The 21855-nt window shown below is 42.7% G+C and carries 20 protein-coding genes, 1 tRNA gene and 1 pseudogene; 7 read left to right on the top strand and 15 right to left on the bottom strand.

Annotated elements, in window-relative coordinates:
• Positions 1-300 precede the first annotated feature (300 nt).
• Positions 301-2070: a pentapeptide repeat-containing protein gene (locus V7K62_RS30505; protein WP_334870852.1), complete on the top strand. Its 1770-nt coding sequence runs from the start codon at positions 301-303 to the stop codon at positions 2068-2070.
• A gap of 292 nt (positions 2071-2362) precedes the next feature.
• Here the strand turns inward: V7K62_RS30505 and V7K62_RS30510 are convergent, their stop codons facing one another.
• The 15 genes and pseudogenes from V7K62_RS30510 to V7K62_RS30580 all read right to left on the bottom strand — a co-directional run bounded on the left by V7K62_RS30510 (position 2363) and on the right by V7K62_RS30580 (position 14287).
• Positions 2363-3283 (bottom strand): NAD(+) kinase, encoded by a 921-nt coding sequence (locus V7K62_RS30510; RefSeq protein ID WP_334870854.1) that lies wholly within the window; start codon positions 3281-3283, stop codon positions 2363-2365.
• Positions 3284-3289: 6 nt separating this feature from the next.
• The gene (gene nuoK, locus V7K62_RS30515) at positions 3290-3595 is read right to left on the bottom strand and encodes an NADH-quinone oxidoreductase subunit NuoK (RefSeq protein WP_006199065.1); all 306 of its coding nucleotides are present in this window, start codon (positions 3593-3595) and stop codon (positions 3290-3292) included.
• A gap of 59 nt (positions 3596-3654) precedes the next feature.
• Positions 3655-4269 (bottom strand): NADH-quinone oxidoreductase subunit J, encoded by a 615-nt coding sequence (locus tag V7K62_RS30520; protein ID WP_334870856.1) that lies wholly within the window; start codon positions 4267-4269, stop codon positions 3655-3657.
• 195 nt (positions 4270-4464) lie between these two features.
• A complete protein-coding gene (gene ndhI, locus V7K62_RS30525) occupies positions 4465-5049 on the bottom strand; it encodes an NAD(P)H-quinone oxidoreductase subunit I (protein WP_292794924.1) in 585 nt (194 codons plus the stop codon).
• A gap of 149 nt (positions 5050-5198) precedes the next feature.
• Positions 5199-6317: an NADH-quinone oxidoreductase subunit NuoH gene (nuoH, locus tag V7K62_RS30530; RefSeq protein ID WP_334870858.1), complete on the bottom strand. Its 1119-nt coding sequence runs from the start codon at positions 6315-6317 to the stop codon at positions 5199-5201.
• Positions 6318-6782: 465 nt separating this feature from the next.
• Positions 6783-7919 carry a citrate synthase gene (locus tag V7K62_RS30535; protein WP_334870860.1) on the bottom strand — a complete coding sequence of 379 codons (1137 nt, stop codon included), beginning with the start codon at positions 7917-7919 and terminating at the stop codon, positions 6783-6785.
• A 108-nt stretch (positions 7920-8027) separates the two neighbouring features.
• Positions 8028-8522, bottom strand: coding sequence for a phosphohistidine phosphatase SixA (gene sixA, locus V7K62_RS30540; protein WP_334870862.1), 495 nt, complete (start codon positions 8520-8522; stop codon positions 8028-8030).
• Between the two features lie 145 nt (positions 8523-8667).
• The gene (locus V7K62_RS30545) at positions 8668-8949 is read right to left on the bottom strand and encodes a type II toxin-antitoxin system VapC family toxin (protein ID WP_334871147.1); all 282 of its coding nucleotides are present in this window, start codon (positions 8947-8949) and stop codon (positions 8668-8670) included.
• Positions 8950-9049: 100 nt separating this feature from the next.
• Positions 9050-9316, bottom strand: a complete 267-nt coding sequence (locus V7K62_RS30550; RefSeq protein WP_334870864.1) for a hypothetical protein — start codon at positions 9314-9316, stop codon at positions 9050-9052.
• A 37-nt stretch (positions 9317-9353) separates the two neighbouring features.
• On the bottom strand, positions 9354-9614 hold the full coding sequence (locus tag V7K62_RS30555) for a ParE family toxin-like protein (protein ID WP_334870866.1): 261 nt from the start codon (positions 9612-9614) through the stop codon (positions 9354-9356).
• Positions 9611-10666 carry a hypothetical protein gene (locus V7K62_RS30560; protein ID WP_334870868.1) on the bottom strand — a complete coding sequence of 352 codons (1056 nt, stop codon included), beginning with the start codon at positions 10664-10666 and terminating at the stop codon, positions 9611-9613. The genes V7K62_RS30555 and V7K62_RS30560 overlap by 4 nt, the downstream gene beginning before the upstream one ends.
• On the bottom strand, positions 10663-11073 hold the full coding sequence (locus V7K62_RS30565; protein ID WP_334870870.1) for a RusA family crossover junction endodeoxyribonuclease: 411 nt from the start codon (positions 11071-11073) through the stop codon (positions 10663-10665). Before V7K62_RS30565 ends, V7K62_RS30560 begins: the two co-directional genes overlap by 4 nt.
• Before the next feature lie 105 nt (positions 11074-11178).
• Positions 11179-11670, bottom strand: a pseudogene (locus V7K62_RS30570) (DUF29 domain-containing protein).
• Positions 11671-11845: 175 nt separating this feature from the next.
• Entirely contained in the window at positions 11846-13129 is a 1284-nt protein-coding gene (locus tag V7K62_RS30575; RefSeq protein ID WP_334870872.1) for a DHH family phosphoesterase, read from the bottom strand.
• A gap of 660 nt (positions 13130-13789) precedes the next feature.
• Positions 13790-14287 carry an HNH endonuclease gene (locus tag V7K62_RS30580; protein ID WP_094349059.1) on the bottom strand — a complete coding sequence of 166 codons (498 nt, stop codon included), beginning with the start codon at positions 14285-14287 and terminating at the stop codon, positions 13790-13792.
• A 405-nt stretch (positions 14288-14692) separates the two neighbouring features.
• On the opposite strand from V7K62_RS30580, the gene alr reads away from it, so the two are divergent.
• From alr to V7K62_RS30610, 6 genes are all read left to right on the top strand, one after another.
• A complete protein-coding gene (gene alr / locus V7K62_RS30585) occupies positions 14693-15880 on the top strand; it encodes an alanine racemase (RefSeq protein ID WP_334870874.1) in 1188 nt (395 codons plus the stop codon).
• A gap of 113 nt (positions 15881-15993) precedes the next feature.
• Positions 15994-16075 (top strand) — tRNA-Leu (locus tag V7K62_RS30590).
• Positions 16076-16913: 838 nt separating this feature from the next.
• Positions 16914-17981 (top strand): response regulator, encoded by a 1068-nt coding sequence (locus V7K62_RS30595; RefSeq protein ID WP_334870876.1) that lies wholly within the window; start codon positions 16914-16916, stop codon positions 17979-17981.
• 62 nt (positions 17982-18043) lie between these two features.
• A complete protein-coding gene (locus V7K62_RS30600) occupies positions 18044-18421 on the top strand; it encodes a response regulator transcription factor (RefSeq protein WP_012411883.1) in 378 nt (125 codons plus the stop codon).
• 4 nt (positions 18422-18425) lie between these two features.
• Positions 18426-18923, top strand: a complete 498-nt coding sequence (locus V7K62_RS30605; RefSeq protein WP_334870878.1) for a chemotaxis protein CheW — start codon at positions 18426-18428, stop codon at positions 18921-18923.
• 61 nt (positions 18924-18984) lie between these two features.
• Positions 18985-21813: a methyl-accepting chemotaxis protein gene (locus V7K62_RS30610; RefSeq protein ID WP_334870880.1), complete on the top strand. Its 2829-nt coding sequence runs from the start codon at positions 18985-18987 to the stop codon at positions 21811-21813.
• Positions 21814-21855 lie beyond the last annotated feature (42 nt).

Consider the following 21855-nt stretch of genomic DNA (forward strand, 5'->3'; position numbering starts at 1 on the left):
ACAAATTAGTCAAAGCATGGAAATTACTTGATTTTTGAAAGAATTTTTAAACTAACACTTTATTTACATCATGAGAAGAAGCTTAAGGCTACTAGAGGTGAGCCTTAAGCCGCCATCCAGGAACGCCGTTGGCAAATTCACCAGAAGTAGCCCACCGTAGACATCGCCAACTGATGATTTTTTTAATATAGTATTTATTTATACTATTGATTGTTGGGAATAAAAAGCAAACTACCATAGAAAAATTTTTAATTCAGGATTATCAAAAACAGTAATTTAAATGTAACAACGGACACAAAAATGTCAACATATTTATCTCAAGTCTGGCAGCTGCTGAGAAATTATGTCAGGGGTACAAGGTTGCAAGAGATGCCAAAGACCACATCGCTAGAAACTGAAGCAGTTTTACCTCTAAGAAAAAGTATTAAAGAACCAGACAAAAGCGTTAAATTTGCTCAAGATAATTTGCCGGAATATTTATACTCTCCAAGACTGCAAAAAAGCTTAGAAAAATGGACAATACCAAAGAGCGGTTTGACTTGTCAGATAGACGATCGCACATTGGGCACTTTACCCTCTGGGTTTTGCTTTAAAGTATGCGATCGCCAGATGCATGAAGAGATTTATGATTTATTGGGTAATGGTGCCCTGAAACCTGAAATAGTCAACCAACTAATGGAATTGGTTGTGACTGCTAAAAAAATTCGCCCAGAATTGCTTTTCTGGCGGCTAGAAGATTTTTATCGTCGCTGGTGTCAGGGAGAATTTATCGATGGGACACCAGATGATAACCTGCCTCAAAAAACAAGGTTAAAGCTAGCGGCACAAAATATTGCTCTTGGGTTGAGACAGGTAGACATATATACAGGGCTGAACGTACTGATTTTACTATTAGAGTTACACCGCTACGCTCAAGAGCAAGATGAACTCAAACAAAAAATCACCTTCTATCCATCTGCCCAACCGGACACAGACAATTTTTTCACATCCCAACTGCTGCGGATCATCAACTATAGCGATGCCCTAGAAATTGGCAACTTTAGCAGTATAGTTGGGGAATTCCTCAAAGGCGGCAACTTTCGGGGTGCTTACCTGGGCGATGCCAACCTTACCGGGGCAGATTTTAGCGGTGCTGACCTCAGCCTTGCTTATCTCGGAGATGCCAACTTAACTGGCGTAAACTTCAGCGGTGCCAACCTTAGTGGTGCCAACCTCGGCGATGCCAACCTCAGCGGTGCCAACCTCACAGGTGTTAACCTCAGCGGTGCCGACCTCAGTAGCACCAACCTCAGCGGTGCTAACCTTAGCTGTGCCAACCTTAGCCACGCCGACCTCAACCGCGCCGATCTTAGCAATACCAACCTTAGCCGCGCCGACCTCAGCCGCGCTGACCTCAACCGCGCCGACCTTAGCAGCACCAACCTCAGCCATGCTGACTTAAGTAATGCCATCCTTTTCGGTGCGAATCTGAGTGAAGCCAACCTCAGTCGGGTCAGCCTTAGCCATGCCGACCTTTGCCGCGCCGACCTCAGTGGTGCTGATTTGAGTCACGCCATCCTCAACGGTACTAACCTCAGTGACACAATTCTTTTCAGTACCAACCTCAGCGATGCTATCCTTGTTGCCGCAGACCTCAGCTATGCCAAACTTAACGGTGCCAAACTTAACAATGCCAGACTTAACGGTGCAATGTTCTTAGGTGCCGACCTCAGTGGCGTAGACCTGAGTCGGGTGATTCTCAACGAAGCCGACCTCAGCGGCGTGATTCTCAACGACGCTGACCTCAGTGGTGCTGACCTGACTGACGCGATCCTGTTTGGCACAGACTTTAGCTATGCCAACCTTAACAGTGCTAACCTCAGTGGCAGTAATCTCAGTGGTGCTATCCTCAACGGTGCGGATCTCAGCCATAGCAACCTAAGTTACGCCATTCTGGGTGGTGCAGACCTTAGCGACGCCAATCTAGAAGAGATGATCTGGGGTAAAAAGCAGCAGTGGGAAGGTGTGCGGGGATTAGAGACAGCAGTTAATATACCGGAGGCGTTGAAGGAAGAACTGGGACTGAATTGAGATAAAGGGGACAAGGGGAAAGGTAAAACCCAAGCTTGATGCGATCGCCTTTCCTCTTCCTTCATATCCTCTGCGCGTCTACGTCATTCTTCCCACACCCATCAACCCCAAATTTTAATAACTAAACTCTAGCCAATACATTATGTATATTCTCCCCCCTACTAAAAAGCCCCCAGATGAATCTAGGGGCTGGGATAATTTTAGTTGCGATGCCTGCGGTGTTTTCGTTGCGTAGGCGAACAGCCCGTCGTAGACATCGCAATCTGCGGTAAATGCACTCTAAAATACTTAATTAATTACGGTGATTATTGCTGTAGTGAACCCTTGTACCTGCCCACAGCAACTTCTCCCGTAGCGTCTGATAGTAGGAATTGTTCTCGCGCAAAATAATAAATTTAGCCCGACACTCTGCCATCCGCACATCAACGCGGTGTCCGGGCCAAATTGAAGTTCCCAAAACCCCATCTGTCCACAGCTTGGTACTCAAATCGTAATCCCCCAAAGGCCAAATACTCACCACAGAACCAGGGGGTAAAACGAGGGGGCGACTAGAAAGGCTCATTGCACAAATGGGAGTGATGGTAAGCGCCTCCATACCATCATGCATAATTGGCCCATTAGCAGAAACAGTGTAACCAGTAGAACCTGTGGGAGTAGAAATAATCAACCCATCCCCAACGTATTGATCGACTACTTCACCGTCAATTTCCATTTCTAGAATTGAGGTGATCATTCGGTCAGCGGAGGCGGGTTTGACACAGAATTCATTCAAAGCCAGGTAATGTTCGCTCACTGGTTCCAAATTAGATCCATGACCTTCATACACCGCAGCTTGCAACATCATCCGTCGTTGGATAGCATAACGATCCTCAAACAGCCGATCCCAAACTTTCTCTGTATCCTGAAACTCTTCCACTGACTCAGTTAAAAACCCCAGATGGCCTCCTACATTCACTCCCAGAATTGGGATACCAGCTGGGGCTAAATGTCTGGCACCAGTTAAAACAGTACCATCGCCACCGAGTACCAAAGCGAGATCGATTGGTTGACCCGCCGAAGCCAAAAAGACTGGATAGGGGTTGTCTTTCGGCCCGCTAGGCCCCATCAACACTTGGCACTGGCGACTTTCTAGTTGTTTCGCACAGATTTCTGCCCATTCTTTACTCCGGGCATCCCGCGCTTTATAAGCAATGATTACCTGCTTGAGTTGCACGCACAATTACCACTTCAGGAGATTAAACTGCTCCATATCGACGGTATCGCGGTTGCGATAAATGGCCAGCACGATCGCTAAACCCACCGCCGCCTCGGCTGCGGCCACGGTAATCACAAATACTGTGAAAACCTGACCCTTAATTAATGTTGAGTCGAGGAAGTTGGAAAATGCCATTAAATTCAGATTAACAGCATTGAGCAATAACTCAATTGACATCAGCACCCGCACAGCGTTGCGGCTGGTAATTAAACCGTAGATGCCGATACAAAATAAAGCTGCTGCTAGTAATAAAAAGTACTGGAGTTGCATGAATCTGAATATCCCTACTGCAAAAACTGGCTATTTATCTACGAATCAGGTCGCAAATATTACTCTTTTGTTTCGCTGGTTGTTGATACTAGTTCTCTGGGGCGTTCTTGCAAAGTCAAAACAGTTTGCCGCAGATCGGATGGCGTCAGTGGGTCTGGCAAATACTCGCGACGTGCCAAAATAATTGCTCCTACCATCGCTATTAGCAGCAAAATGGAAGCCAGTTCAAAAGGTAGTAAAAAGTCAGTGAAGAAATGCTCTCCAATCAAAACTATAGAACTTTCACCACCCACCACAGGAGCAGTTGAGTAGGCCCAAGGAGTAGCCAGTACCATTGTACTTAAAAGACCAAACAATCCTACACTAACTATACCTGTTAGTACTTTCCGCACCCAAGAGTTGGGTAATGAGACAAAATCCTCTCGTTTGTTCACCAACATAATGGCAAACAAAATCAACACGTTAACCGCCCCAACGTAAATTAGTATTTGTGCAGCTGCAACAAAATCAGCATTTAGCAACAGGTAGATTCCCGCTATGCTGATGAACACGCCCCCCAACATAAAGGCAGAATAGACGATGTTAGAGAACAGCACCACACCAATGGCTGCCCCAATCATCATCACGCTCAGTATGCCAAGTGATACTAACTGTACTCCTTCTGCTAGATTCACTGTTTTTTGTCCTTAGTCAATCAATTTTGGATTTTAGATTTTAGATTTTAGATTTTTGTTTTAATCCAAAATCACAAATCACAAATTTGCATGGTCGTTGGTCATTGGTCGATCAATTTTGGATTTTAGATTGCCAATTTTGGATTTTTCTTTCAATCCAAAATCCAAAATCCAAAATTTAAAATTGGTTGACATTTATTTTTCTGTTTGTTCTACCAGGTCTTCTGGACGCGCACCTGCACGTGGCGCATCTGCGGGCAGTCCATGTGGTTCGAGGACGCCCTTGGGTAGGTAAACTAATTCGCGCAGTGGTGTAACCATTGGATCATCTGTTACCTTATAGGGCAGACGACCCAGCGCCACACTGTCATAGTTCAATTCATGGCGATCGTAAGTGGCAAGCTCATATTCTTCTGTCATGGATAGACAGTTAGTTGGGCAAAATTCCACACAGTTACCGCAAAAGATACAAACTCCAAAGTCAATACTGTAGTGGTTGAGTTTTTTCTTTTTGCTGGCTTTGTCGTATTCCCAATCTACTACAGGCAGGTTAATCGGACAAACGCGAACACAAACTTCGCAGGCGATGCACTTATCAAATTCAAAGTGAATTCTACCGCGAAACCGTTCGCCAAGAATCAGTTTCTCGTAAGGGTACTGTACGGTAATTGGACGCCGCCGCATGTGATCGAAGGTTACAGAAAGCCCCTGACCAATGTAACGCGCAGCTTGTACCGTTTCTTTGGCGTAATCACCAACTTGTTTTAGGAACTTTAGCATTTTGTGTCTCTCTCTTTTCAATTTTCAATTTTCAATTTTGGATTTTAGATTTCAGACTTAATCCCTCCGGGTTCGGCAGTCACTCATGGGGGAAACCCCCAAGACCGCGCTGCCTCACCAAAATCTAAAATCTAAAATCTAAAATTGCTTTACCCGCCGAAGGCGAAGGGAAAGGCTAGTTTCAGGGCGGCGGTTAATAGCAGATTAACCAAACCAACTGGCAACAAAAACTTCCATCCTAAATCTAACAGTTGGTCAATCCGTACCCGTGGCACTGTCCAGCGCAACAGGATGGCGACAAACACTAGTAAATAGGCTTTGAACACGGTCATAATGATACCCAAAGCCGCAGTTACTATCTGGAACACGGGATTTAATTCACTGACTCCCACCCAACCAGCGATGAGGTTGAGGGGAATAGGAAAGTCCCAACCGCCCAGGTAGAGAATTGCTACTAGTAAGGAAGAAAGGATCAAGTTAACGTAGGAACCCAGGTAGAACAGACCGAATTTCATCCCTGAGTATTCAGTCTGATAGCCTGCGACGATTTCTTCTTCCGCTTCGGGTAAGTCAAAGGGTAATCGTTCGCATTCAGCTAGGGCGGCGATCCAAAAGATCAGGAAACCGATTGGTTGTCGCCAAATGTTCCAGCCCAAAATGCCGTAGCCAGACTGTTGATTGACAATATCAACGGTGCTGAGGCTGTTAGACATCATAGCGATCGCTAACACCGCCAGCGCCAAAGGAATTTCATAGCTAATAGATTGCGCTGCTGCCCGCAGGCCCCCTAAGAGGGAGTATTTGTTATTAGATGCATAGCCAGCCATCAATAAACCAATGGGTTGAATGCTTGACAAGGCAATCCACAAGAATACGCCCATGCCCACATTGCTAATTACGATATTCTGTCCAAAAGGCACAATCAGGAACGACAGAAACACCGGAATTACCACAATAATCGGCCCCAGAGTAAACAGCCAAGGGTCAGACTTGGCTGGTACTATATCTTCTTTAAATACCAGCTTCAGACCATCCGCTACAGGCACCAGCAACCCAAAAGGCCCCTGGTATTCTGGCCCAATTCGCTGCTGTGCGGAGGCGGAAATTTTCCGTTCTAGCCAAGTAGCAACTAATACCCCCACTGTTGCCCCAATCAGCATCAGTATCATTGGCAGCGGCATCCAAATCGCTTTGGCTGTTCCTGCTGGTATACCTAAATCCCGGAGGGATTCAATAAAAGTTCCTTGGAGGTCAATTCCTGAATTCATGTTTCCGCTCTTTAAGACATCGAGTCATGGTGAGTTACAACTATTAGTTGAATTAATACCTGTAAACTCACCCATTTTTAATTTTTGCCCAGATGACGCTTGATTGAAGATTTGTCGCTAATTCCCATGCCTAGTATATCGTTGGATGGTTTGAGCACCCTGAAGCGAGATGAGAACTTCTACTTATGGTTGGCATTGAGATTGGCTATTGAGGAGACGCAGGGACTAGGGTGAGTAAGAATTTTAGATTTTAGATTTTAGATTTTGGATTAAAGAATTGAAATTTAATCCAAAATTGTCAATCCCTTCTCCCTTGGCGCTAGCCTCTCCCTTTGGGAGAAGGGGAGACGCTGCGCGTAGCTTGCTTCCCCGCAGGGGTACAAGTCGCCGGAGCCGCCCAACGCACTGGCTCCCCAAGACTGCGCTGCTTCACCAAAATCCAAAATTGAATTGCCCAATGCCCATTTACCGTTGGTCAATGGGGGTATAAGTAACTTCGTGCAGACCGTTGTAAACCTGGGTAGGACGGAAAATCCGGTTTTCTGCTAGTTGTTCTTTCCAGTGGGCTAACCAACCGGCAACGCGAGCGATCGCAAATATTGGCGTAAACAAGTCTGTAGGAATGCCCATCTTTCTATACACCAAACCGGAATAAAAGTCAATATTGGGATAAATCCCTTTGCTACCGAGTTTTTCCTCTACCACTCGTTCCATTTCTTGAGCAATATCATAGAACTTGTCATGGCCAAACTTCTCAAACAGTTGCTCTGCTAGTCCTTGTAAAATTGTGGCTCGTGGGTCTTTAACTTTATACACACGATGTCCAAAGCCCATAATCTTAGATTTACTTTGCAGACAGTCCTCTATGTAGGGACGGACGTTTTCTACAGAGCCAATTTTTTCCAACATCTGAATTACTTCTTCATTGGCTCCACCATGCAGAGGCCCACCCAAAGTTCCCACGGCACTAGCAACCACAGCATAAGGATCGGTTAAGGTGGAAGCTGTCACCCTGGCACTGAAAGTAGAAGCATTCATTGTATGCTCGACCTGAAGTATCAAGCAGATATCAAAAATCCGCGCCATCAGAGGATCGGGTTCTCGCTCATCGAGCATGTATAGAAAGTTGGCGGAATAGTCTAAGTCATCACGGGGACGCACCGGATCATTGCCTTTTCGCATCAGTTGGAACGCCGCCACCATTGTGGGAATGGTTGCTATCAGGCGCACCACCGAATCTCGAATGTAGACAGGATTATGTAAATCGCGGAGCGAATAAAACAAGCCTAAAGCAGCAGCAGAAGCTTGCAAGGCATCCATTGGGTGGCCGCTTTCTGGAAAGCATTTCATCATGTCCCGAATCCGGTATTTTATCCGCCGGTGGTAACGAACTTCATGCTCAAATGTTTCCAGTTCTTCCTTGCTTGGCAGTTTACCCCAGATTAAGAGATAAGCAGTTTCCAAGAATGTACTTTTTTCTGCTAATTCCTCAATCCGAATGCCACGATATTCTAATATTCCCTTTTGCCCATCAACATAGCTGATACTTGATTGGGCGGCGGGAATGCCTTCTAAACCAGGCTTGTATTCGCACACCATCATGGCACCACCATTCGCTTTGTGAAATATCTGATCAAGCTAACTTACCAGAAATTTATTGTCGCCATAACAGTAGCCGTTCTAACAACAATCGAAAATGTTGAAAAACTGTTATAGCAGGTACTTGGGTGGTGTCAACCAAAACATCTGACTACGACCCAAAGGAGAACCTGTTTCTGGTAGTTTTATCCCAATCATACCTGCTTTTTTCAAGACTAAGCTTGCTTTGACTTCTCCCCATAAGAGAACTTCTGCCCAATTGCTCAAACCAGGTTCATGTCCAACCAGCGCCAGTTGGGTATTTTGGGAATAATTTCTTGGTTCTAACCAGTCTTTGAGCCAACTAGAAATTTCACCATCGGGCGCGAGGTAACTAGATTCTTCTAATTGGGAGCTTAGTTTTTCTGCTATCAGGATTTCAGCCGTTTGGCGGGCACGCACTAAGGGGCTGGTGAGAATCAAATCAAAGTTTAAACCTAATTTAACAAGTTTTTGGGCAACTTTCTCAGTTTTTTGCCTTCCTTCTTTGGTTAGGCTGCGTTCCTCATCCTTGATGCCTAATCCCTGTTCTTCGGCGATGCCATGACGAATTAAATATAGTTCCATATTTTTAATTTTATTAGCGTAGCCTGTGCTGACTTAGGAGTTACGTGTGGTGTGACTTAACCTATCCTAATCTTAATCATTATTACGTATTCGTTGATCTGCCATCTGTCCGGTACAGTGCGGCGTTAGACATTCTAAGTAAGTGTTATGGATATGGCAATAGGTTTAAACCTTGAATAAATCTGTAATCCCGTTGGTTTTTTGTGATAAACGGGTAATTCTCCACTATTGCTGTAGCTGCAATGAGACTATCGGCAATGAGTAAGCCATGACTGAGGCGATAAGACCGCAATAAATCAACTGCTGTGTCAGACACAGCCGGGTCAATCTTAATGATGTAAAAATGCTTGAGGAAATTTTCTAGTGTTTGTAGCTCTGTTTTGTTAGCACAACCAACCATTAGTTCCATTTGTGTGATTATGCTAATTGCCTAGCCAGAACTCGCTTTCAGATTTTGCAAACACTTTACCGCTTCAAGAACACCGCGACCTGTATCAATTAGAATATCAGTATCAACGATGGTTGAGTTAGTCATGTGACTTTGACCACTCATTTTCTCGAACACCACGCACCCAAGCAGTGCTATCAGCTAAATCTTGGCGATGTCTACGACGGGCTACGCCTACGCTCCACATCCCAATAAAGCTATCATTTATCAAGTCAAAATCTGGTGACTGGAAGGCAGGTTCAATTACTGGATATCTTTGTCGCAAAAAAGCAATAAAGTCGATTACTTGATGCTGTGCTTCAGCAGGAAGGGATAAAAACTCATTTAACAATTCTTTCTGTGTCATTTTATGCCTCTTTTAAAGCAGAACTACTGTTATAACGCTATTTACCACTTAGCAATCTGTCATACTCTGGATGTGATCCAATCCAAAACCATACAAAATTATCATCTTCTTTTACAGCAAGCGCCCGATAATATATACCAATACGCACTGACCAAAACTGACCGACTTTTTTGAAATGCAATGATGGATATTTGGGATCTTCCCGAAGAAACTCGTAACATCGATTAGCAAGCTCTTGGATATCAATTGGCAACTGGCGATAGTAATACCAAAAATCTGGGGTTGCTCGATGTTTCACAGATCAGTACAACGCCCTTCTCGCAGATGTTTGAGTGCTTTCTGTGCCAATCCATCTAACCGACCTTGAGCCACATCTTTTTCAATCTGTTTATCCCAAGCTGCTGCATCGAATTCTGCAAACCAGGTACGAAATGCGGCGAGATCCTCTGGTGAAAGTAGACTAACAGCGGATTCGACGTTTATAACCTGTTCGTCGTTTACGTTTAATTCCTTCTTTAGTTTCTCATTTCTTAAATATCCATTTAATTCTAGTGCGAAAAGAAGGCTTTTCTTATTATTTAAATCTGTCATTAATTCTTGTTGTTTATCCAAGGATGCTGCATCGAATTCCCCAAACCAGGCACGAAAAGCAGCTATATCCTCTGATGAAAGTTGACTAATAGCGAGTTCGAGTGTCCATTTTGCTAATAATTCACGAACCAAATTGTCAAAATTATGTACAACTGGCAAATTTAGGTTTTCAATATATCCGTGAGTAAGACGATTCCAAACTTCAAAACAAGCTTGAGCAAGGTCAAATTGAGAGATTGATAACTCTCCCAAGGAGTACAGATGTCTTAGTAATCCTATGGCTGGGAAACGTTCAATAGGAATTGACACATCGATTGCTCTCTTTCTTAAAGCCCCCTCAAAAATACTCCACATAAAAAGAAAAGCAGGCTCAATTTCATCATTTTCAATAAGCTTATGCGCTTGGAGAAAGCGATCCGTTAGCTCTTGCCATGAAGGGAGCTGTTCGGGTGTTCCAGGTAATGACTGAGCTTTTATGTCTTCGAGCGTGATCAATAAAAAACGCCAGCCTGGATGTTTACTCACTTCCTCTGCTAAAGCCTGTAAACGATCAACTGACACTCGGCTGAGGCTGGTTTTTATTTCAATTACCAAACCTGAGCCATCTTTAATAGCAATCATATCTGGCTGGTAGTTACCCAAATCGAATGGTAATTCATCTGTTTTGGGTTCAGTTAAAACACGAAATCCTTGACTTTCGTACTTCTCTGACAGAGATTTTACCTTTTGATTATATAGAGTTTTAGTATTATTAATCATAAGTATTTTTCCAGTGGTTGAGATTCACTCACTTTTACATAAACACACTCTTTACCTATAATAACAGCACGCTGTAATAAGGAAGGTAGACTTTTAATTTCAATTGGATCAGACAGAAACCGACGATGACTATCTACATCTGATACTAAACTATCATCTTCAAAAACTAAGTCTACAAGTGCATCCTGAATTGGCTTGATAATGTTATCGATGTCAGCCGGATACTCATCACAAAGATAAACTAGCGTTAACTGTAGATCGCCTTTTGTAATGGGACTGCTATCTTTCCAAACCTTTTGGGCTTCAACGCGCACAAAATTCTTCCATGCCTGAAGATTTTCTCTTTTCTTTGTCTGTAACGAAACAGGGCGTCTGGGAATGATAAATTCAAAAAGTATTATTCGCATTCCAAGTGCATATCTTGATAATTAGTTAACAAACTTACAGCAATTTTCACAGATGGCTCCTCATCATATTGGGCATATCTACACTTATACAAAATTTATGCATAGCTATTCCTCAACGTTAGGATAAAAGTCTAAGTCTAAAATCTCATCTACAGAAAACGGACAAGCGATCGCAAAGTCATCCTCTGATAAACTTGTTTCCACCATTGCCTCTCGCCGCGATCGCTGATAGGTAGTATTTATCCACTCGGCATCATTTAAAAAACGCCGCAAGCTAGGACTTTCTTGCAGCAATTCATCTATATTCAGTCGCTCACTGGTAATGGTCACTTGCCAACTGTGACTACGATGTTCTGGTTGATACTCCCACTTCCACAAATGCGATAAGACTAACCGCAACGCACTTTGCAACGCCCGTTATTGACTCTTACCCAAGTCCACCACTTCCTCAATTAAGTGTTCTAAATCCAGCGTGTCCCAGTGGTGCGTAGGCGTAGCCCGTCGTAGACATCGCAAAAGCTCTGCTATCTGCTCTACCCAAGCACAATAATCTTGCTCATACAGAGTTTGTAAGATTTGGAGTTTTATAGACTTCATGGCGCTCCTTCTTCACAAATAAATAGGTAGGCGCAAGTTAACTTTGATTTAGTTCAGCATTCGTCATAAAACCCAAATTCCCGACTTTTATCAAAAATCGGGAAGGGATGCTATCTGAACAAACACTTTGACTGCTGCATTAGTTAGGAGTTCTCCGCATCTCCTTAAGTTCCCTCTACTCCGACTGAATCGGATTATCTCTAGGATTAACCAACCTCAGCAGTTTTTGCTTAATTTGAGCGTCGAATACTTCCCATTTCATTTTCGCATAAGCGGAATTTTCGTTACTGCCAGATAAGAAGCCCATCGGGATTTCAAAGCCACCTGCGCTTGTCCTTCCACCGCCGAAAAAGCGCCCTGCACTATCTTGTCCAAAGGCTTCTTTGATAAATTCATCGGGGTCAAGGGTCAGTTTGCTAGTTCTCAGGGAACCAATGACTATTTCCAGTTCTTCGTCTTCATCGTGAACAATGCCGTAAACTACGGCGGTGTGAACGTTTTCTTCGGTGACGAGAAAATCAGCCGCTTGGGGGATGGCATCGCGGTCTTCGTAGCGTAAGTAACCAACACCGGCAATGGAAAAGTTATTTTGGACGATGCGATTTTTTAGCGATCGCTCGATCACATCCATTACCCGCTTGGAACGGTTCGCCTGTAAAATAGCATTCAGCAGTTGGGCGTCATAAAATCGGCTTAAATACGCCGCTGCCATAAAATCTTCTTCTTGCGCTTGCATGAGCCGATTTGTATCCGATCGCAAGCCGTGCATCAAGGCAGTAGCACATTTGACGTGTTGATTTATGCTGCTATCTAATGCCAATAATCCCGTTTGGAGGTATTGAGTAAAAATTGTTGCCGTCGCTCTTACATAAGGACGGATATCCTCAAACTCTGAGTGGAGATCACCTTGTATACTGTGATGGTCGATGAGTACCACTAGGGGAATTCCAGCGTGCTGCACCCCTGACAGTAGTTGTGAAGTGGTTCCCTGGTTATCAATTAATACAAAACCTTGATAAGATGACAAATCTTTAGTTTTCAAGGTTTGCGTTGTCCAGCGTTGGATAGGTAAATTAGTCAGCCTTACCAAGGCAATATTTTCTTGATGGCTCAATGCGCCAGCATAAATGATTTCACATTTGATATCATATTGCTGGGCAATTAACTGGTAAGCCCAGGCGCAGGAAAGGGCATCAGGGTCAGGAAAATCTTGCAGAATTACCAGTTGGCGATCGTGTCTGTGTGCCAGAAGGGTTTTTTGCAGTTCTTCTGACTTTTGTTGCGCCAGAGAATTACCACGGTGACTGAGATATATAGCCCCATCACCTACCGATGGCGGTAATGACGGGCTTTTAAATGCAACTTCCACTGGCGCTTTCTCGATTTCAGGTTCCTCTGGGTTTGGCTCTGTGGTCAATGACAAACTCTCAAACTGAGTAACGGGCGAATTCAAGTACATAGGGAACTTTTTTTAAAGTGTGAGGCTCCTTTAATTCAGAAATACTACGATCAGCAATTCACTGAATTTAGCCACATTATTCTGATCTTCGCAAAAATTTCCAGAGATTGCACTATACATCTAAGTATATTTCTTGTCAGTAACAGCGCTTAACAATCAACTAACTTCCACTAAAGGGCATACAGCAAGGAAATTTATATCGGGCTGTATCTGGCAGCATAAATATGTTTTAGGAGTTTTTTTGTTTCGTAAATTTAATCAGGGGGATTTTTTATCTGACTTAGGGTATACTTTCTATCTTATACTTTAGGAATAGTCCTTGATATTTGAAATATTCTTATGCTTAATATTCTCATTATTGTGACTATTGAGCAATTAACAATTATTTTTGATGAACAACGCGTGTTTCGTATCCCCTTTGAAAATTCGGAAAATTTAGCGTAAAGTCCAATGGAAAAGGGCAAAAACAGGGGGAATAAAGAGCAAAGGGGAAACTCTATATACATACAAGAAATTTAAAGGCTTGAGCGTTGACGCATTGCGCTTTCGTTGCAAGCCATATAACCGCCAATTTTTCAATACTCCATAACTAAAGTTATTGGCTATGTCCCAAAGAAAGAGGGTATTTCTTCTTTCTCCTTTGCTCCTCTGATTTTTTGCTCAAAGACCTATAACATACTTTTGCCACTCTGTGTGGAGTCCACTCTTAAGATGTTTGCTGACCTCGAAATAGAGACTGCTATAAGGTTGGCGGGGGGGATGACGCAAAGGCATGTGAGCTTCGTGGGGAGTCCGACTGCCTTTTTTGACATTGCAACGGACACAAGCGGTAACAATATTCTCCCAAGTATCGCCTCCGCCGCGCGATCGCGGTATTACATGGTCTAGTGTCAACTCATCCCCTGTGTAACCACAGTATTGACAGGCATGACCATCACGGTGCAATATATTTCGGCGAGTCAGAGGAATTTCTTTATAAGGAACGCGTACATAATGACGCAACCGGATCACGGTCGGCAACGGGAAATCCGTGTACAGAAATTTACCGTTGTGTTCCACGCGTTCTGCTTTGCCCTTGATTAAAAGAACTACAGCACGACGCCAACTCGTTATATTGAGAGGTTCGTAAGAGGCGTTTAAGACTAAAACCTTCCCCATTATTTGCGCTCAGGGTATGAGTTTTACAATATATTAACACAAATACACCCTGCAAGGGAGATGAGAAGAAATTATACTTTCGGGATAATTTGGAAATTAAGTTATGAGTAAAGAGTTAGGAGTGAGGAATTAGAAGTGAGTAAGTAAAAGTTGCGACATGAGGCAAAGAAGCTTACGTAGGCTAACGCAATCACGCAGCGTCTCGTAGAGAAGAACGGAATGAAAAGTTGAGCCGTAAGATTTACTTCTAATTCATAACTCTTAACTTTTACTTTAGCGCCGCAACATCTTGTATCAATTCCAATCTGAAGGTTAAACTTCCTATTTAATCTGATCTCGCTTTTAGGAGCGTGTATAGATAGATAACTTGAAAGTTTAACCGTGGCGGGATAGGAGTCAGTACAAATGTTAAGTCGCAAACAAATCCCCGGTGTAGTTCCTAATCAGCAGTGCGACACCTACGCGTGGTTTTCGCAACGAGCTTGGGTAGAAATTGATTTAGGGGCGTTGTCGTACAACGTACAGCAATTGGTGCAGTTTTTATCGCCGCGTACCCAGTTGATGGCAGTAGTAAAAGCTGATGCCTATGGACATGGAGCAGTAACAGTCGCTCAAATTGCCATCCAATCGGGAGCTAGTTGGCTGGGAGTGGCTACAGTTCCAGAAGCTATTCAATTGCGAGAAGGCGGGATTCAAGCGCCCATTTTGATTTTAGGGGCAACTCATACACTAGAGCAGATTCATGCGATCGCACATTGGAAACTTCAGCCCACACTCTGTAGTCCTAAACAAGCTTTAGTATTTTCTGACACCCTAGAATCGATGAATCATGGTTCTCCAGTGCCCGTACACATCAAATTAGATACGGGGATGTCCAGATTGGGAACTAATTGGCAGCAAGCTGGTGAATTTGTGCAATTAGTACAGCGCTTACCACATCTTGACATTGCTAGTATTTATTCTCATCTGGCAACAGCAGATAGTCCTGATACAACGGCAATGGAAGAACAGCATAAACGATTTGAGTCAGCGATCGCTCAAATCAAAGCAATGGGAATTCAAGTACCCTGTTTGCACTTGGCAAACTCAGCTGCTGCACTCACAAATCCGACATTGCACTACGATATGGTGCGTGTAGGTTTAGCTGTTTACGGACTGTATCCAGCACCGCATTTACAAAATGCGATCGATCTCAAGCCCGTTTTGCAACTTAAGGCACGAGTTACCCAAGTCAAAACAATTGCCGCAGGAACAGCTGTTAGTTACGGCCATCAATTTATTGCCCCACGTGAACTTCGCCTCGCCGTCGTGGGAATTGGCTATGCTGACGGTGTTCCTCGCAGTCTTTCCAACAAAATGCAAGCGTTAATTCGCGGTCAGAGGGTGTCGCAAATCGGGACAATTACAATGGATCAGTTGATGCTGGATGTGAGTGCCATACCCAATATCCAAGAAGGAGAAGTAGTCACCTTACTAGGGGAACAGGGAAAAGAACAAATTTCAGCCGACGATTGGGCAGAACAATTAAACACTATTTCCTGGGAAATTCTCTGTGGATTCAAGCATCGTCTGCCTCGTGTTGCAGTCATGTAATAGGGCATGGGGAATGGGGAATGGGGCATTGGGCATCGTTATTCTTCTCCTGCCCTGGTTCCCCTATTCCCTATTCCCAAAAATAATTTCTTATGGTATGATTATAAACTGATGCGGATATGGCGAAATTGGCAGACGCGCTAGATTTAGGTTCTAGTTCCGAAAGGAGTGAAGGTTCAAGTCCTTTTATCCGCACTTTTAATCAATTAAACTGCCTTATCTAGGCTGGTACTTGAGTTAAAACTTCAAGGATAGTTACCAGCCTATTTAAATATTGCCTAAAAATATGTTTAGTCAGCATAGCTTCAAATATAAGAGGATATTTGAAAAGTTGTTTGTGATGGGCAGAGCCGGGGAATGAGGCAGGGCAAGACTTTTAGCTTAAAAAGTCTGTTCTCCGATGCTCAATGTGTCAAGTGCATAAGTCCTAGTGGATTTAACAACCTACGAAAATCGTAGGTTGTTAAATCCCGAAAGCACCATTCGAGTGCTTTCGGGGCGCTACAAAAGATAAGTTTTCCATTGTGTTTAATCTACGTTTTTAAGTGTGAATATTAAAAAATAAATTTATTATTGTTAATAAATCAGTATTATTGCTGTGGTCAAGTTGAAGTTACTCGATACAAAGTGGCTTTAGAGAGTTCTTACTTGTTTAAAAACTAGACTTTGCTTAAGTGTAAATACATAAGTTAAAAGATATTACCGTCAACAAAATCAGTATTATTCCTGTGGTCAGATTGGGGTTACTCAATGGAAAGTGGCTTCATCTAGTCTTGACATTTTTATGTCTTATTTCTCGAAAGATGTTTAAAAATCTCAGTAACACTAAGTAAATTAATCACAATTTGCGAATTTACTAAGATTTGCTCATCTGAAAATAACGCTACTCTCGTTGAGTTTCACCACAAAGCTAGATGTAAACTAATGTATTTTAAAATACAAAAGTTTGATGCTTTTTACTTGATTTTAATCGTGGAATAACTCTGCACGAATTTAGCTTACACGTATCGAATTTAGCTGAAGTAAAAGGAAAATGAGCACAACTCCTATAGGTAGCTACAGGTTGTTCCAGAAACTACATCCGCTATCTCTGTTGGCACAATTAACTAGTCGGCGTGCTACAGGTTGCTTAAGCGTATTTACCGGGATAGTTTCTTGGTCAATCTATCTAGAGGACGGTAAACTTACTTATGCCTCCTATTCAGATAAACTATTTGAGCGCCTTGACAGTCACCTGCGGCGTTTGAGTCAGCAAATTCCTGCTCTCAACAGCGCCACTCGTGTGCAGATGCGGCTGATGTTTGAGACGAAGAATGAACATCAATCAATACCAAATGCGGATTACCAAGCTATTTGTTGGTTAGTAAATCAGGACTATATTACCTCTGTGCAAGCAGGAAGCCTGATAGACGAATTGGCAAAAGAAGTAATGGAATCATTTCTGTGTTTAAAAGAAGGTAGTTATGAATTCAGTCCAGAAAGCTCTTTGGATGAACTACCAAAGTTCTGTCGTCTGGATTTACGGTTACTTGTTGAACACTGTCAAAAGCAGTTACGAAATCGGCAAAATATCCAGTCATCAATTCCGGCTGGTGGGGGTTCCCAAGTTTTGTCTACAACACAACCGTCTCAAGTTCAGGCACAACTGCAAATAAAACTTGGGCAAAAATTGCCGATACCAATCAATTTTGATATTCCTGAGAATAATAAAATTAGTCAGCCACCCGTTGGCAAAAAACTATATACAATTGCCTGCATTGATGATAGCCAAACGGTTTTGAATTCCATTAAACACTTTTTGGATGAAAACACATTTTCAGTTGTGATGATCAATGATCCGGTAAAAGCTTTAATGCAAATTCTGCGGAGTAAGCCCGATCTGATTTTGCTAGATGTTGAAATGCCAAGCTTAGATGGCTACGAGCTATGTTCGTTATTACGTAAACATTCAACTTTTAAAAATACACCAATCATTATGGTGACTGGTAGAACAGGATTTATCGACAGGGCAAAGGCTAAAATGGTCAGATCATCAGGATATTTGACCAAGCCTTTTACACAATCAGAATTGCTAAAAATGGTTTTTAAGCATCTTGGTTGATTTCAACAAGGTAAATAAAAATAAGAAAATATGTTTAATTTATTTTATTAGGAGATTTAATAGTGAGCCTGACTTTACTTGGCACAATTTTGATTGTAGAAGATTCTCCCAGTGAATTGGAATTAATGAGCCATTATCTCAAAGAAAGTGGTTATAACGTAATTAAAGCAAGTGGTGCAAAAGAGGGTTTAGAAAAAGCTGTGTTAGAAAAACCAGATGCGATCGTTACTGATGTAGTCATGCCAGAAATGAGTGGATTTGAATTGTGTCGTTCTCTGAGAAGAAATCCGATTACTGCAAAAGTGCCGATTGTAATTTGTAGTTCTAAAAATCAAGAAATTGACCGTTTGTGGGCGATGCGACAAGGTGCAGATGCTTACATAACTAAACCTTACACCCGCGAACATCTCCTACGTACTATTAAATCAGTGGTAATTTGAATCAATGACTAGTACAAACATTACTCTTTCTCCAAAACCAACCCCAAATAACTTAGTAGATGGTTATCTGAAGTTTCATCTAAATCAACAAACTACTGCTGTTTTATCAATGAGACATACACAAGAAGCAATTATTGTGCCTGTTGAATCTATTACGTCAATGCCCAATATGCCGTCCTGCATATTAGGATTGATGAATTGGCGGAGTCGGATAATTTGGGTAGTTGATTTGCCAAGAATGCTCAATTTAGAATCTCTAGATTATCGACTGCGACAGTACAATGTAATCGTTATCCGAGTGGAATCATTGGTGTTGGGCTTAGTTGTGCAAGAAATAAAAGGTACAACTAAGTTTATAGTTGATGATATTCATTCTCCTATAGGACAAGTGGCATCCAGTTTAGTTCCTTATTTATGTGGGTGCGTTGTGCAACTAGAAGAAATATTACTAGTATTAGATGCACAGGCGATTGTGCAGTCTTCTATTCTCCGCAGTGATTAGGGTGTACTACTAAAAAAAGATTTTTAGTGTTCTTATTCACATACTTAGGAGAAGTAATTTTATGTTTAATAAAACCAACACGAATCAAGGTAATGGCGCTCAAAATCGAGCATCATTGATTTCGTCCCAAAAAGCTATTGGGACTGTAGTAAAGCTACCAAGTAAACGGACTACTGAAACTGCTAATAATTCTTCTTGGAATCAGGGTATTGCCTATTTTACAAGGCTGGGATTGGTTAAGAAAGCGACTATTTTAGCGATCGCAATCGGTACAATACCAGTATTGGGAATAGGCGCGATCGCTTTTGGTTTTGCCAACAAATCTATTACTAAGCAAATTACCCAATCTCAACAAGCCGAAGCCGCTGGCTTAAGTGATAAAGTTAACCGTTTTATGCTGGGACGCTACGGAGATATTCAGGTAATATCAAGCTTGCTATTTTTGACAAGTTCCCAAGCTGGTGTCAATATCAGTACTCAAGAAAAGCAAGCAGTTCTAGATCGTGTTGTCGAAGCCTACAAAGCTTATGACAGTATTGCCGTTTTTGATCGCCAAGGTAACTTGATTGTGCAGTCCACAGGCGAACCCCTGGAAAATCAAAAAGACCGTACCTATTTTCAAGACGCTTTGCAAAAAGATACCCCTGTAATCAGCAAACCGGAAGCAGCAAAAAATACTGGTGTAGTGAGTATTTATCTAGCTGCACCTGTGAAAGAGACAAGGACGGGGCAAACTATTGGCGTGGTAGAAGCACGTATGCCCGTAAAATCTTTAGAGGAAGTGATCAAAAACTACGTAGCGAATGGACAAGAATACCATTTGCTCGATGCTTCGGGAACAGTTTTCTTGAGTCCACACAAGGAATTATTGGGGAAAGAGGCCAAGGCAGAGTATTCTAATTTACCGAAACTGCTTACAGCCAATAAGGTAAATAGTTTTATAGAAGTTCCCAAAACTCACAAAAAACAAGAACTAGTCAGCTACGTACCAGCTAGTACGCTAGATGGCTTACCTGATTTAAACTGGCAGGTACTTTTATCTACAGACACAGCAACTGTATTTGAACCGCAAAGACAATTGTTGTGGACTATAGCCATCGGTACAGCACTGACAGCATTTATTGTCGGTGCGATCGCATCTCGGTTAGCTAAACTGACTACACAGCCAATTCTTAATGCGACTGCGGCATTAGCGAAGCTAGGTCAAGGTAAATTCAATACCCGTCTGGAAATTGAAAGAGAAGACGAATTAGGGTTATTGAGTGCAAATATCAACCTTATGGCTGAACAATTGCAGGTCTTAGTTAAAGAACAAGAACTCGACGTTCAAGGGGCAAAATTACTAGCAGATATTACCCTACGGATTCGGAGAATTCTTAAAACTGAAGATATTTATCACGCAGCAGTGAAGGAAGTTCACCGAGCGCTAAAAACAGACCGGGTAATCATTTATAGTCTGAATCCAGATACTTTGGATGGCGTTGTCGTTGCTGAATCGGTAACTGGTAATTGGCCGGAAATGCTAGGAGTGCAAATTGACGACCCCTATTTTCGGGAACGTTATCTAGAAACTTATCACGATGGAGAGGTGCAAGCAGTCGCCAATATTCATCAAGACCAAAGCCTGAAAAATGCCGACAGTTACATCCAACTTTTGGAAAAATTTGCTGTCAAAGGTAACTTGCTTGTACCGATTCTTGCCCAAGAACAACTTTTAGGCTTCTTAATTGCTCATCATTGCGAAACTCCTCGTGTTTGGCAACAGCCGGAAATTGACTTGTTTCAACAGATAGCAACTCAAGTCGGCTATGCCTTAGAACAAGCCAAGTTATTAGAACAGGTAGAACAAGCCAGAAATGTTGTTGTAACCGGGTCAGATGAAGAACGGCAAGAAAAAGAAACACTGCAACAGCAACTTTTAGAACTGCTCAACGATATAGAAGGTGCAGCCAGAGGCGACTTAACAGTGCGTGCAGACGTGACTGCTGGGGAAATAGGCACTGTTGCCGACTTTTTCAACTCCATTGTGGAAAGCCTCCGGGATATTGTTACCCAAGTTAAACAAACTGCTACCCAGGTGAATACTGCCATCGGCTCTAACGAAGGAGCCATCCGCCACCTAGCTGAGGAAGCACTCACACAAGCTGCTGAAATCAACCGCACCCTCGATGCTGTTGACCAAATGACTCAATCTATGCAAGCCGTAGCCGAAAGTGCTGAAAAAGCTGCCTTCGTTGCCAACCATGCTGCTCACACCGCCACTAAGAGTGGACACGCGATGGATTTGACTGTACAAAATATCCTGTCTTTGCGGGAAACCGTTGGTGAAACTGCTAAAAAAGTGAAACGTTTGGGAGAGTCTTCGCAACAAATTTCTCGCGTGGTGTCCTTGATTAATCAAATCGCCATCCAAACCAACTTGCTTGCCATTAACGCCGGCATTGAAGCAGCGCGTGCAGGTGAAGAAGGACAAGGTTTTGCCGTCGTGGCTGAAGAAGTCGGTGAACTAGCAGTTCGGAGTGCCGCAGCAACCCAAGAAATTGAACAAATTGTTGAAAATATCCAACGAGAAACCAGTGAAGTAGTGCAAGCAATGGAAATAGGCACTACCCAAGTGGTGGAAGGTACCCGCATTGTCGAGGAGGCTAAACAAAGTCTAAGCGAAATTTTGGATGTATCGCGTCAAATTGACTTCTTAGTGCAGTCAATTTCCACTGCAACTGCATCTCAGGTAGAAACATCGCAAAGTGTTAGCCAATTGATGAAAGATATTGCTGCTGTATCACAACGCACCAGCGATTCTTCTCGCCAAGTTTCTGAATCTCTGCAACAAACTGTAGAGATTTCTCAGCAGTTGCAAGAGACTGTGGAGACTTTCAAAGTTAGTTAGTGGTCATCTGTCAGTTGTTTTTTACCACTTACTACTGACAAA

Source organism: Nostoc sp., from assembly GCF_036917935.1.
GTDB lineage: Bacteria > Cyanobacteriota > Cyanobacteriia > Cyanobacteriales > Nostocaceae > Nostoc.

Coding starts and splice junctions, on each gene's coding strand:
- sixA (WP_334870862.1), bottom strand. CDS start 8,522: ATGGAACTATATTTAATTCGTCATGGCATCGCCGAAGAACAGGGATTA.
- V7K62_RS30535 (WP_334870860.1), bottom strand. CDS start 7,919: ATGATGGTGTGCGAATACAAGCCTGGTTTAGAAGGCATTCCCGCCGCC.
- V7K62_RS30560 (WP_334870868.1), bottom strand. CDS start 10,666: ATGATTAATAATACTAAAACTCTATATAATCAAAAGGTAAAATCTCTG.
- nuoK (WP_006199065.1), bottom strand. CDS start 3,595: ATGCAACTCCAGTACTTTTTATTACTAGCAGCAGCTTTATTTTGTATC.
- V7K62_RS30550 (WP_334870864.1), bottom strand. CDS start 9,316: ATGACACAGAAAGAATTGTTAAATGAGTTTTTATCCCTTCCTGCTGAA.
- V7K62_RS30580 (WP_094349059.1), bottom strand. CDS start 14,287: ATGGGGAAGGTTTTAGTCTTAAACGCCTCTTACGAACCTCTCAATATA.
- V7K62_RS30505 (WP_334870852.1), top strand. CDS start 301: ATGTCAACATATTTATCTCAAGTCTGGCAGCTGCTGAGAAATTATGTC.
- V7K62_RS30595 (WP_334870876.1), top strand. CDS start 16,914: ATGAGCACAACTCCTATAGGTAGCTACAGGTTGTTCCAGAAACTACAT.
- ndhI (WP_292794924.1), bottom strand. CDS start 5,049: ATGCTAAAGTTCCTAAAACAAGTTGGTGATTACGCCAAAGAAACGGTA.
- alr (WP_334870874.1), top strand. CDS start 14,693: ATGTTAAGTCGCAAACAAATCCCCGGTGTAGTTCCTAATCAGCAGTGC.
- V7K62_RS30575 (WP_334870872.1), bottom strand. CDS start 13,129: ATGTACTTGAATTCGCCCGTTACTCAGTTTGAGAGTTTGTCATTGACC.
- V7K62_RS30565 (WP_334870870.1), bottom strand. CDS start 11,073: ATGCGAATAATACTTTTTGAATTTATCATTCCCAGACGCCCTGTTTCG.
- nuoH (WP_334870858.1), bottom strand. CDS start 6,317: ATGAATTCAGGAATTGACCTCCAAGGAACTTTTATTGAATCCCTCCGG.
- V7K62_RS30610 (WP_334870880.1), top strand. CDS start 18,985: ATGTTTAATAAAACCAACACGAATCAAGGTAATGGCGCTCAAAATCGA.
- V7K62_RS30605 (WP_334870878.1), top strand. CDS start 18,426: ATGACTAGTACAAACATTACTCTTTCTCCAAAACCAACCCCAAATAAC.